The organism is Leisingera coralii (assembly GCF_049056525.1).
Classification (GTDB): domain Bacteria; phylum Pseudomonadota; class Alphaproteobacteria; order Rhodobacterales; family Rhodobacteraceae; genus Leisingera; species Leisingera coralii.
Genome location: NZ_JBHUPT010000017.1, coordinates 54,959 through 66,731 on the forward strand (window position 1 = coordinate 54,959; position 11,773 = coordinate 66,731).

Below are 11,773 nucleotides of genomic sequence, written 5' to 3' on the forward strand. Positions count from 1 at the left end.
ACCCCGGAAACCCGCGGCACCCGCATTTCCGGCACGTCTGCATATCATTTTCGCACCAGCCTGTTAGGCTGCAGCCAACAAAACCGGGAGGAGAAATGAGATGAAGATCATTTGGCTGGGACACGGCTCGTTCCGCATCGAAACAAGCGGTCAGGTGCTGCTGGTGGATCCCTGGCTGACGGGCAATCCGGTGCTGCCCGAAGACCAGCACGAGGCGGCGGTTTCGGGGGCAACGCACATCCTGCTCACCCATGTGCATTTCGACCATGTGGTGGATGTGCTGCCGCTTGCCAAGCGGCTGGAGGTGCCGGTGATCGGGCAATACGACCTGATGGGCTTGTGGGGAGAGACCGAAGGGGTGCAGACCACCGGCTTCAACAAGGGCGGCACGGTGGACCTGGGCGGGGTCAAGGTTGCGATGGTGCCGGCCTCGCACAGCTCCACCTTCAGCACCCAGGACGGGCTGCGCACCGGCGGTTCGGAAGTGGGCTACATGCTGATGGCGGAGGGCAAGACGGTCTATATGTCCGGCGACACCGCAATCATGGCGGACATGGAGTGGATGGGGGATTACTACAAACCGGACGTCGGCATCCTGTCGGCGGGCGGCCATTTCACCATGGACATGAAGCAAACGGCCTATGCGGCGAAACGCTATTTCAATTTCAAGACGGTGATTCCCTGCCACTACAAGAGCTTCCCGGTGCTGGAGCAGGACGCCAAGGACCTGATCGAAGGCTTGCCCGGGGTGGAGGTGATCGAGCCGGAAGTGATGAAGGCGATCGAGATCTGAACCCAGCGGGCAGCAGAGGTCTCCCGCCCGTCGCCGGATCTGCCGGGCAGATCCGCTCCCGTTGGGCTCAGCGCCGGGCCTGGCGGCCCGGCGCGGACGGGTTTCAGGCCGCCGGTTTCATCTGCGGCACCGCAAAGCCCTGCCGCGCCGCAGCGGCCTTCTCCCGGCAGATACAGCCGCGGGCGTGGTCGTTGATCAGCCCCATCGCCTGCATGAAGGCAAAGGCTGTGGTGGGACCGACAAATTTCCAGCCGCGTTTCTTCAGCGCCTTGGAGAGCGCCACCGACTCCGGGCTGGTGGAAGCAGTCTGCGGCTCCGGCAGGTTTTCCGGCTTGGGCTCAAAGCTCCAGAAGAACGCCGCCAGCGAGCCCGCCTCCGCCACCAGTTCCCGGGCGCGGGCGGCATTGTTGATCACCGCCTCGATCTTGCCGCGGTGGCGGATGATGCCCTTGTCCTGAAGCAGCCGCTCCACATCCGCCGCGCCGAACTTCGCCATTTCGTTGAAATCGAACCCGGCAAAGGCAGCGCGGAAATTCTCGCGCTTATCCAGAATGGTCCTCCAGCTGAGGCCGGACTGGAAGCTTTCCAGGCAGACTTTCTCGAACAGGCGGATGTCGTCGCCGACCGGGTAGCCCCATTCCTCGTCATGGTAGCGCAGGAAATCCGGTGCCGAAGCGCTCCAGGCGCAGCGGGGATGACCGTCGGCGGCTGTGATGGTGCTGCTCATTCGCCGCCCCGCAGGAAATCAAGCCGGGGGTCCATCATGGTCGGCGCCACGCCGATGATTTCAGGCTCAACGACGCCGCCCGTCACAAAGGGATCCTGCGCAACCCGGCTGGCCAATGCCTCCTCACTTTCACCGACAGCGAGAATCGCGCCGCCCTCGCCATCGGTCATCGATCCGGCGGCAAGAAACACACCGTCCTCAAACCCCTGTTGCAGCCACGCCTTGTGGCCTTCCAGAAATTCGGCCACGCGGTCCTTCTGCGCCGCGAAGGAAAGCAAAATAAAGTACATCAGTGTCTCCTGTGATGAATGTTAGCCAGAGTGATCTTTTGGCAGCCGATCCCGGAGCCAATCCAGCATCAGCCCCACTTCCCTGTTGATGAAATCCACGTCGCCAAAAGCCTGCGCCAGCGTGGCCACCCCCTGGCTGCGCGCCAGCAGGTGCATGGCCAGGGCATCCGAACCGGTGCCGCACCCCATCTCCTCGAACTGGCGGCGCAGCCAGTCGCGAAACAGCGTGAAGATGGCATTGGCCTGATCCTGGGCCGCGTGGTCCAGCTTGCCCAGCTCCGCCACCAGCGTGCTGACCGGGCAGCCGTAGAGCGTGATCTTCGCCTGGTTGGCAATCAGGATGCGGATGAAGCAGGTGATCCGGTCCAGCGGGCTGCCGCCCGCCGTTTGCCAGTCGCTCAGCATGACGCGCGTGCTATCCATGCGGCGGGCGATCACCGCCTCGAGAATGTCGTCCTTGGTCTTGAAATGATAATAGAAATTTCCGCGTGAGATGCCGACCGCCGCTGCAATGTCCGCAAAGGAGGTGGCCTCGAACCCGCGCTCATAGAACAGCTGATCCGCGGCTTCGGCGATCCGGTTTCTGGTTGTTTCCTGCGCCACATCAAGCCCCTAGGACAATTGACCTAAATCTCTATAGGACAAATGCCCCAATCCGGCAACAGCAGAGGCAGCCACGGCTCGTCCTCCCGGCGCGCTCAGCGTTTCTCTGCGAAGAACTCCTTGAGCAGCGCACTGGCCTCGCCTTCCCCAATCCCGTCGTAGACCTCTGGCGTGTGATGCGCCTGGGGGTGGGAGAATACGCAGGCGCCATGCGCCACACCGCCGGACTTGGGGTCGGAGGCGCCGTAATAGACGCGCCGGATGCGGGCGGCGGCAATGGCGGCAGCGCACATGGCGCAAGGCTCCAGCGTCACATAAAGGTCGTAGCCAGTGAGCCGTTCGCTGCCTAAAGAGGCGCAAGCCTCGCGGATGGTCAGAATCTCGGCGTGCGCGGTGGGATCGTTCAGCTCACGGGTGCGGTTGCCCGCCAAGGCAGCGACGCTGCCGTCCGGCGCAATCAGCGCAGCTCCCACGGGGACCTCGCCACGCTCGGCGGCCGCGCGTGCCTGGTCGAGCGCCTTGTTCATATGCGATGTGAATGCCATGCGCTCCGCTCAGCCTGATTACAGCAAGGCAATATACTTAGAAAAGTTTCCGCCCGGCGGCAACGCCGGGCAGCGCCCGGCCGCACCTATTGATGACCTCATTCAGAACCGAAATCGAAACAGCGGGCTGAAGCTAAAGCCGCATATTGCCCGCTTTCGCAAGGCTGCGGAATGCTCTATGGCACACACATGAGCAAAACACCCGTACCCCCCAAGGGCAAACCCGGCCCGAAATCCCAGCCCCGCAAGGCTGCCGCCAAACCTGAGGCCGGTGCCTCGCCCGAGGGCGACCGCATCGCCAAGGTCCTGTCGCGCGCAGGCGTCGCCTCGCGCCGGGAGGCCGAGCGCATGATCGCCGAGGGCCGCGTGTCGGTGAACGGCAAGAAGATCGACAGCCCGGCGCTGAACGTGACCGCGAAGGACCGGATCAGCGTCGACGGCCAGCCGCTGCCGGAGGCAGAGGCGCCGCGGATGTGGCTCTATTACAAACCCACCGGCCTGGTGACCTCGAACAGCGACGAGAAGGGCCGCAAGACGATCTTTGACGAGCTGCCCGAGGACATGCCGCGGGTGATGACGGTGGGCCGGCTCGACCTCAACTCCGAGGGTCTGCTGCTGCTGACCAATGACGGCGGCATCAAGCGCAAGCTGGAGCTGCCCGCCACCGGCTGGCTGCGCAAGTACCGGGTGCGGATCAACGGCCGCCCCAAGGACGAGGATTTTGCCCCCCTGCGCAAGGGCCTGGTGATCGAGGGGGAGAAGTTCCAGCCGATGACGGTGTCGCTGGACCGCCAGCAGGGCGCCAATGCCTGGCTGACCGTGGGCCTGCGCGAAGGCAAGAACCGCGAGATCCGCAGGGCGATGGAGGATATCGGCTTCACCGTGAACCGGCTGCTGCGGGTCTCTTACGGGCCGTTCCAGCTGGGCAACCTGAAACCCGGTGAGGTCGAGGAACTGCGCCCCCGCGTGGTGCGCGACCAGCTGGGGCTGGCGGAGGAAGAGGAAAAGCCGGCGGCCCGCCCCACCCGCACCCGCGGCGGCAAGCCGATGGGCAAGCCCGCAGCCAAACCGGGCGGAAAGCAGGCGGCACGGGGCCCGGGCAAACCGGGCAGCCCCGCAGGCAAGGCGCAACCTTCCCGCGGCGGCCGCCCGGATCCGCGCGGCGGCGGCAAGCGCCCGGCCGGCAAGAATCCCCGCCGCTGAGCCATTTCCCGCAGACTTCCCCCTAGCAACAGCGCCAGCTATCCCCTAGATTTCCAATCAGTTAATCTTCGCTGGCCGTTCCTGGGGGAGCTTGCGTGCAAAAAATTGCCTATGTTGCCCTATTGATCCTGATGTTCGGCCTCAGCACCGGCTGGATCGTGGGGGGCTGAGCGAATGGCACAGCGTTACGGCGGCAAACACAGTCCCGGCAGCAAACCCGGCCCGCAAGGCTCCGCTCCGCAGCAGTCATACCGCAATGCCCAAGTTGACCCGGTCGGGGTGCGCGCCAACGTTCTGTTTGTGCCGCCCGCACTTCTGGCCCTGCTGTCGCTGAACGACGGCGCAATCGGGCTGGCGCTGGGACTGGCTGGCGCGGGCCTGTGGACGGGCGGCGCCTTCCTGCTGCGCGAGGGGCTGAAGGCGGAGGCCGCCTTTTCCGCCCGCAAGGTGGCCCGCAAGCCCGCCCTGCCCCGCAAGATCCTGGCAGCTCTTCTGGCAGGCGCCGGCGCGGCACTGGCAGCGTGGAAGGCTGAGCCGGGCATCCTGATCGCCGCCGTCTATGGCGCCGCGGCCACCGGTCTGCACCTCACCGCTTTTGGCATCGACCCGCTGCAGGACAAGGGTGTGGCAGGCGTCGACGATTTCCAGCAGTCCCGCGTCGCCCGCGCGGTGGACGAGGCGGAACAGAGCCTTGCCGCGATGAAGGACGCCGCCCGGCGCGCCCGCGACCGCCGGGTGGAGGCACGGGTCGACCAGTTCCAATCGGTTGCGCGCGAATTGTTCCGCACGGTCGAGGAAGATCCCCGCGACCTGACCGCTGCACGGAAGTACCTGACCGTCTATCTGCAGGGCGCCCGTGACGCGACGGTGAAATTCGCCGATATCTATGCCCGCAGCCAGGACGCCGAGGCCCGGGAAAGCTATCTGACACTGCTGGACGATCTGGAACAGAACTTTGCCGCGCGCACCCGCAAGATGCTGGTGGAGGACCGCGCGGACCTGACCATTGAAATTGATGTGCTGCGCGACAGGCTGCAGCGTGAAGGGGTCCATCTGGACCAAAACTGATTAGCGAGGAAGCCGTTCATGTCGGAAGCCGTTCAACAGAAAGCCGCTCAGGCCGAGGCCCTGGTCAAGGAGGTCACGGCGATTGAGCTGCCGGAACCTATTGCTGTGGTGCAGCCGCTGGAGCAGGCCGATGCGCCCACCAGCGAGGCGATCCGGGTGCGGATGGACCAGATCGACATGGAGGACACCAATTCGATCATCCATTTCGGCTCTGCCGCGCAGACGGAACTGCAGACAATCAGCCAGGCAATGCTCTCGGACGTGCGCAACAAGGATGTGGGGCCCGCGGGCGACAGCTTGCGCAATATCGTGACCACCATCCGCGGCTTTTCGGTGTCCGAGCTGGATATCCGCCGCAAGCCGACCTTCTGGGAGAGGCTCCTGGGCAAAGCAACGCCTTTTGTGAAATTCACCGCGCGCTATGAAACCGTGCAGGGGCAGATCGACCAGATCACCGACGACCTGCTGGGCCATGAGCATCAGCTGCTGAAGGACATCAAGTCGCTCGACATGCTGTATGAGAAGACGCTGAACTTCTATGACGAGCTGGCGCTTTACATCGCGGCAGGCGAGGCCAAGCTGGTTCAGCTGGACGGCACCGACATCCCGGCCAAGGAAGCCGAGGTGCAGGCCGCGGCCGAAGACGACCAGGTGATGAAGGCGCAAGAGCTGCGCGACCTCCGCGCCGCACGCGACGACCTGGAGCGCCGGGTGCATGACCTCAAGCTGACCCGCCAGGTGACCATGCAGTCGCTGCCCTCGATCCGGCTGGTGCAGGAGAACGACAAGTCGCTGGTGACCAAGATCAACTCGACGCTGGTGAACACCGTGCCGCTGTGGGAGACCCAGCTGGCGCAGGCGCTGACCATCCAGCGCTCGGCCCAGGCGGCGGCCGCGGTGCGGGATGCCAACGACCTGACCAACGAGCTCTTGACCTCCAACGCCGCCAATCTGCGGCAGTCCAACGAGATGATCCGCCAGGAGATGGAACGCGGCGTGTTCGACATTGAGGCGGTGAAGCAGGCCAACGCGGATCTGATCGGCACCATTCAGGACAGCTTGCGGATCGCCGATGAGGGCAAGGCCAAACGCGCCGCTGCGGAAGCGGAGCTGCAGAAGATGGAAGCCGAGCTGCGTGACACGCTGGCCGCTGCCAAGGCCCGCCGCGACGGGGTTGGCGATAATGCCGGCACCGCAGTGCCGAACTGAAGACGGTGGCGGGCGTGCGCGCATGCAAAGCGGTTTGGAAAAGCGGGGCAGCCCTTGCCGGGCTGGCAGCGCTGACAGCATGCCTGCCGTTTACCCAGCCGGAATCACTGGTGCCGCAGCCCCGCCCTGCCGCGCCGGAACCTGCGGTCTACACCCCCTCCCCCGACAGCGCGCAGCTGGCCTATTACTACAACGCCCTGCAGCGCGACCTGCTGACCCGCGGCCTGCTGCGCACCGACGGCGGCGGCCCCGACACGCCTTATGACGCCGAGGATCTGGCCAGGAGCTTTGAACAGCTGGCGTTTTACGACGAGTACGGCGGCTCGGGAATCTCCGGCGGCCTCGGCCGCTGGGCCGGTCCGGTCCGGATCGCGGCGGAATTCGGCCCCTCGGTGCCTGCCGACCGACGCAGGACCGACCGCGACACGGTCACCGAATACGCCGCGCGTCTGGCGCGGATCACCGGCCATTCCATCAGCACCGTCAGCGGCAGGGCCAATTTCCACGTGATCTTCGCCAGCCTCGACGACAGCGCCTTTGTCGCCGAGCGGGTGCGCGAGCTGCTGCCTTCGATCAGCGCGCGGGACCTGTCGCTGCTGGCCGCTCCGCCGCGCAGCTTTTACTGCCTGGTGGTGGCAGGCGGGCCGCAAAGCGATCCGCTGTCCTATACCCGCGGGGTGGCGCTGATCCGGGCCGAGCACCCCGACCTGGTGCGCAAGAGCTGCGTGCATGAGGAAGTGGCGCAAGGCCTGGGCCTCAGGAACGACAGCCCGCGCGCGCGTCCATCGATTTTCAATGACGACGACGAATTTGCACTGCTGACCAGCTTTGACGAAAAGCTGCTGCAGATGCTGTATGATCCGAGATTGAAAACGGGGATGAGCCTGGAAGAGGCCCGCCCCCTGATCCGCATTCTCGCCCGCGAGGCGATGGGCCAGGAATTGTAGGCCGCCAAAGGAAGAGGACCAGCAGATGGGTATTTTCGATTTTCTCAAAGGCGAGTTCATTGATGTCATTCATTGGGTGGACGACACCCATGACACCATGGTCTGGCGGTTCGAGCGCGAGGGGCATGAAATCAAATACGGCGCCAAGCTGACGGTGCGCGAGGGCCAGGCCGCGGTGTTCGTGCACGAGGGCCAGCTGGCCGATGTGTTTACCCCCGGTCTCTACATGCTTGAGACCAACAACATGCCCATCATGACCACGCTGCAGCATTGGGATCATGCCTTCCAGTCGCCGTTCAAGTCGGAGATCTACTTTGTCGACACCACCCGGTTCAGCGATCTGAAATGGGGCACCAAGAACCCGATCATCTGCCGCGACCCGGAGTTCGGGCCGGTCCGTCTGCGCGCCTATGGCACCTATACGATCAAGGTGGCCGACCCGGCCCGTTTCCTGAGCGAAATCGTCGGCACCGATGGCGAATTCACCATGGACGAGATCTCGTACCAAATCCGCAACATCATCGTGCAGGAGTTCAGCCGCGTTATTGCAGGCTCCGGCATTCCGGTGCTGGACATGGCGGCCAACACCGCTGATCTGGGCAAGCTGGTGGCGGCAGAGATTTCCGGCACTCTGGCGGAGTACGGCCTGATGATGCCGGAGCTATACATCGAGAACATCTCGCTGCCGCCCGCGGTGGAGGAAGCGATGGACAAGCGCACCCAGATGGGGGTGCTGGGTGACCTTGGGCGTTATACCCAGTTTTCCGCCGCCGAAGCGATGACCGCCGCGGCCCAGACACCGAACAGCGGCATGGGTGCCGGCATGGGGATGGGCATGGGCTTGGCGATGGCGCAGCAAATGGGCCAGGCCCTGCAGGGAGGCGCAGCCTCTCCGGCAGCGGGTCAGCCGGCCGGGCCATGGGGCGCATGGCCCGAACCCGCTGCGCCGCAAAGGGCCGCGCCCGCAGCACCGCCCCCGCCGCCGGTGGAACATGTCTGGCATATCGCGGTGGACGGGCAAACTTCCGGCCCGTTCTCCAAGGCGCGGATGGGCCGGATGGCTCAGGACGGCAGCCTCACACGGGGCACCCATGTCTGGACCCCGGGCCAGGACGGCTGGAAACGGGCCGGCGAGGTGATGGAACTGGCGCAGCTGTTCACCATCCTGCCGCCGCCGCCCCCTCCGCCGCCGCCCGCCGGCTGAGCCCTGGCTGCGGCGGTATCGGGACCGCGATGCTGCCGCCCTCATTCCTTCAGATGTTTTGCCACCGCAGGTTCCCCTCCCCGTGACGATGCCCCCGCCGCCGCCAGCCGCCAGCGCGCCCTCTGCCCCGGAGGACAGCCACCGTTTCCCCTGCCCCAATTGCGGCGCCGATTACCGCTTTGATCCAAACGCCGGCGCGCTGATCTGCGATCATTGCGGCCACCGCGAAGAGGTCCGCAGCGGCCCGTGGAAGGGCTCAGCCCTGCGGGAGCTGGATTTCCGCGCTGCCGCGGCCGAGCAGTTGCCGGAGGCGGAAATCGAAGTCACCCGGGTCTTTGTCTGCCCCAACTGCGCGGCGCAGGTGGAGTTCGACCCGGACACCCACGCCAAGGAATGCCCGTTCTGTGCCACCCCTGTCGTGACCGGCACTGGCGAGAACCGGCACATCAAACCCAAGGGGGTGCTGCCCTTTACGGTCACCGAACGGGCCGCGCACAAGGCGATGACGGATTGGCTGGGGCGGCTGTGGTTCGCGCCAAACGGCCTGAAAGAATACGCCCGCAAGGGTCGGCGGATGCAAGGGATCTATGTGCCCTACTGGACCTATGACGCCCAGACCCGCAGCAGCTACACCGGTCAGCGCGGCACTGTCTATTATGTGACCGAAACCTTTCAGCGGGACGGCAAGATGCAGACCCGGCAGGTGGCCAAGGTGCGCTGGCGGCCCGCGGCCGGCCGGGTGCAGCGGTTCTTTGACGATGTGCTGGTGCTGGCTTCGAACAGCCTGCCGAAACGCTATACCGAGGCGCTGGAACCCTGGGACCTGTCGCAGCTTGAGCCCTATCAGCCGCAGTACCTGGCGGGCTTCCGGGCCGAAGCCTACACGGTGGACCTGGAGGCAGGCTTTGCCGAGGCGGGGCAGAAGATGGAGCGTGTCATCGAGCGCGATGTGCGGTTTGACATTGGCGGCGACCGGCAGCGCATCAGCAGCATCGACACGCAGATGTCCGATGTGACCTTCAAGCATATCCTGCTGCCTGTCTGGCTGGCGGCTTATAAGTACCGCGGCAAGACCTACCGCTTTGTGGTGAACGGGCAATCGGGCCGGGTGCAGGGCGAGCGGCCCTATTCGGCCTGGAAGATTGCCGCCGCGATCATTCTGGCACTGGCCATTGCTGCGGGCGTTGCCCTGCTCGCCAGCCAGCAGTAACCCATGAAAAAGCGGAAGGGGGAACAGCCTCCCCCTTCCTGATGCGGCCGGTTCCTTTCCCCGGTGCTTAGCCGGAACCACGGCCGCCCCCCCCTATCAGGCTTTGCTGATCTCGATCTTGCGGGCGGTTTCAGGCTGCTCCAGCGCCTTTTTCGGCACCGAGATATGCAGCACACCGTCCTCCATCTTGGCAGAGGCCGCCTGCCCGTCGGCGTCCTCCGGCAGGCGGAAGGAGCGGCGGAAGGCACCATACTGGCGCTCGCTGAAGTACCAGGTGTCGCCCGTCTTCTCGGACTGTGTCTTCTTCTCGCCGCGGATCGTCAGCACGCCGTTGTCCACGGTCAGCTCGACATCTCCAAGGGCGACGCCCGGAAGCTCCATCGCGATATCATACGCCTCCTTGCCCGAAGAGGCCTCCGTTGCGGGATTGAGCCAATCGGCGAGCCGGGTTCCGAAGCTGCGGAACGGGTCATAAAGCGACGGCCAGAAACCGCCATGTTCGGTTTTTTCCACCATAGTCCAACCTCCTTTCCTGTTTCGGCCCATTGTACCCTTGACGCCGCGGCACTGCTTTGATCCCGCGCAAGCGGGGCGCTTGCGCAAAAGAATTTCTGACGCCAGTCTGCCATCAGCCGCTAGGAGGGACTTAACGTGACACCCGATCTGCAAAGCCTGGACACCCTGTTTGCCGCCCGCCACAGCTGCCGGGCCTTCAGCCCGGAGCCGGTGCCGCGCGCGGTGATCGAGGACATCCTGCGGACAGCGCAAAAGGTGCCTTCCTGGTGCAATGCGCAGCCCTGGAAGGTGACCATCTGCAGCGGTGCCGGGACGGAACGCGTGCGGGCCGCCCTGCTCAAGGCGGCGGAGGGTGGCGGGCACAGCCCGGACCTGCCCTTTCCCGATGGCTACTCGGGGGAGTACCAGCAGCGCCGCCGCGACTGCGGCTGGGCCCTGTATGAGGCCGTCGGCGTGCAGAAAGGCGACCGTGCCGGGTCGGCGCGGCAGATGATGGAGAATTACCGGCTGTTCGGCGCGCCGCATTGCGCGATCCTGTCGTCTCCGGCAGAGCTGGGCTCCTATGGCGCGATGGATTGCGGCGGCTTTGTTGCCGCCTTCACGCTGGCCGCCCAGGCCGCCGGGGTTTCCAGCATCCCGCAGGCGGCGGTTGCCTCCTTTGCGCCGCTGCTGCATGAGCTGCTGGACATACCGGACGACCGGATCATCCTCTGCGCCATTTCCTTTGGCTACGGCGCCGGGGACCACCCGGCCAACAGCTTCCGCACCAGCCGGGCGGCGCTGGAGGAATTTGCGGACTGGCGCGGCTGAGACAGGACAAGGACAATCACGGATGCGGGCATTGATTCAGCGGGTCGGCGAGGCTTCGGTCACGGTGGACGGCGAGACATTGGGAGAGATCGGCCCCGGCCTGCTGATCCTGGTCTGTGCCATGCAGGGCGACAGCGAGGCGCAGGCGGATCAGCTGGCGGCGAAAATCTCCAAGCTCAGGATCTTCAAGGATGAAGGCGGCAAGATGAACCGCTCGGTGCTGGAGACCGGCGGCAGCGCCCTGGTGGTCAGCCAGTTCACCCTGGCCGCCGATACCCGCCGCGGCAACCGGCCCGGCTTTTCAACTGCGGCCTCCCCGGCCGAAGGGGAACGGCTGTATGAGTATTTCGCGGATCAGCTGTCCCGGCTCGGTCTGGAAACCGCAAAAGGACGGTTCGGCGCTGACATGAAAGTGCGGCTGCTGAACGACGGCCCGGTGACCATCTGGATGGATACTGAACAGGCCTGATCCGGCCGTCGCAGTCTGCCTGCCGCAAACGGGATGCCTGCTGCGCCCGGCAAGGCTCTGGCACCAGCTGCTCCCTGCGGCGCTGTCCGGGCTGAAGGCGGCAACGGCGACGTTTTCAGGCCAGAAAGTATCGATTCTTTCCCCGTTACCGCCAGCATTGCGCCTCGATCCGGCCAATT

Annotated in this window: 14 protein-coding genes; 9 read left to right on the plus strand and 5 right to left on the minus strand. The window is 65.1% G+C overall.

The window, feature by feature from the left end; all coding sequences use genetic code 11:
• Positions 1 to 100: 100 nt before the first annotated feature.
• Complete coding sequence (locus ACFMBG_RS06815) at positions 101 to 793, plus strand: metal-dependent hydrolase (RefSeq protein WP_421053951.1); 693 nt, start codon at positions 101 to 103, stop codon at positions 791 to 793.
• A 103-nt stretch (positions 794 to 896) separates the two neighbouring features.
• Here the strand turns inward: ACFMBG_RS06815 and ACFMBG_RS06820 are convergent, their stop codons facing one another.
• The 4 genes from ACFMBG_RS06820 to ACFMBG_RS06835 all read right to left on the minus strand — a co-directional run bounded on the left by ACFMBG_RS06820 (position 897) and on the right by ACFMBG_RS06835 (position 2,958).
• Positions 897 to 1,520, minus strand: coding sequence for a DNA-3-methyladenine glycosylase I (locus ACFMBG_RS06820; RefSeq protein ID WP_421053952.1), 624 nt, complete (start codon positions 1,518 to 1,520; stop codon positions 897 to 899).
• Positions 1,517 to 1,810: a YciI family protein gene (locus ACFMBG_RS06825; protein WP_421053953.1), complete on the minus strand. Its 294-nt coding sequence runs from the start codon at positions 1,808 to 1,810 to the stop codon at positions 1,517 to 1,519. Before ACFMBG_RS06825 ends, ACFMBG_RS06820 begins: the two co-directional genes overlap by 4 nt.
• Before the next feature lie 21 nt (positions 1,811 to 1,831).
• On the minus strand, positions 1,832 to 2,413 hold the full coding sequence (locus ACFMBG_RS06830) for a TetR/AcrR family transcriptional regulator (RefSeq protein WP_421053954.1): 582 nt from the start codon (positions 2,411 to 2,413) through the stop codon (positions 1,832 to 1,834).
• 95 nt (positions 2,414 to 2,508) lie between these two features.
• Entirely contained in the window at positions 2,509 to 2,958 is a 450-nt protein-coding gene (locus ACFMBG_RS06835) for a nucleoside deaminase (protein WP_421053955.1), read from the minus strand.
• A gap of 189 nt (positions 2,959 to 3,147) precedes the next feature.
• Here ACFMBG_RS06835 and ACFMBG_RS06840 point away from each other — a divergent pair, with 189 nt between their 5' ends.
• From ACFMBG_RS06840 to ACFMBG_RS06865, 6 genes are all read left to right on the plus strand, one after another.
• Positions 3,148 to 4,161 carry a pseudouridine synthase gene (locus ACFMBG_RS06840; RefSeq protein ID WP_421053956.1) on the plus strand — a complete coding sequence of 338 codons (1,014 nt, stop codon included), beginning with the start codon at positions 3,148 to 3,150 and terminating at the stop codon, positions 4,159 to 4,161.
• A gap of 174 nt (positions 4,162 to 4,335) precedes the next feature.
• Positions 4,336 to 5,229, plus strand: coding sequence for a 5-bromo-4-chloroindolyl phosphate hydrolysis family protein (locus ACFMBG_RS06845; RefSeq protein WP_421053957.1), 894 nt, complete (start codon positions 4,336 to 4,338; stop codon positions 5,227 to 5,229).
• A gap of 18 nt (positions 5,230 to 5,247) precedes the next feature.
• Entirely contained in the window at positions 5,248 to 6,438 is a 1,191-nt protein-coding gene (locus ACFMBG_RS06850) for a toxic anion resistance protein (RefSeq protein ID WP_421053958.1), read from the plus strand.
• Positions 6,439 to 6,548: 110 nt separating this feature from the next.
• Entirely contained in the window at positions 6,549 to 7,385 is an 837-nt protein-coding gene (locus tag ACFMBG_RS06855) for a DUF2927 domain-containing protein (RefSeq protein WP_421053959.1), read from the plus strand.
• Positions 7,386 to 7,410: 25 nt separating this feature from the next.
• On the plus strand, positions 7,411 to 8,589 hold the full coding sequence (locus ACFMBG_RS06860) for an SPFH domain-containing protein (protein ID WP_421053960.1): 1,179 nt from the start codon (positions 7,411 to 7,413) through the stop codon (positions 8,587 to 8,589).
• Positions 8,590 to 8,677: 88 nt separating this feature from the next.
• On the plus strand, positions 8,678 to 9,799 hold the full coding sequence (locus ACFMBG_RS06865; RefSeq protein WP_421054049.1) for a TFIIB-type zinc ribbon-containing protein: 1,122 nt from the start codon (positions 8,678 to 8,680) through the stop codon (positions 9,797 to 9,799).
• 96 nt (positions 9,800 to 9,895) lie between these two features.
• Here ACFMBG_RS06865 and ACFMBG_RS06870 read toward each other — a convergent pair whose 3' ends face one another.
• Positions 9,896 to 10,315 (minus strand): Hsp20/alpha crystallin family protein, encoded by a 420-nt coding sequence (locus ACFMBG_RS06870; protein ID WP_421053961.1) that lies wholly within the window; start codon positions 10,313 to 10,315, stop codon positions 9,896 to 9,898.
• Between the two features lie 135 nt (positions 10,316 to 10,450).
• Between ACFMBG_RS06870 and ACFMBG_RS06875 the strand changes: the two genes are divergently transcribed.
• Both ACFMBG_RS06875 and dtd read left to right on the plus strand, forming a co-directional pair.
• Entirely contained in the window at positions 10,451 to 11,125 is a 675-nt protein-coding gene (locus tag ACFMBG_RS06875) for a nitroreductase (protein ID WP_421053962.1), read from the plus strand.
• A gap of 22 nt (positions 11,126 to 11,147) precedes the next feature.
• Positions 11,148 to 11,594, plus strand: a complete 447-nt coding sequence (gene dtd, locus ACFMBG_RS06880) for a D-aminoacyl-tRNA deacylase (protein ID WP_421053963.1) — start codon at positions 11,148 to 11,150, stop codon at positions 11,592 to 11,594.
• The last annotated feature ends 179 nt before the right edge of the window (positions 11,595 to 11,773 follow it).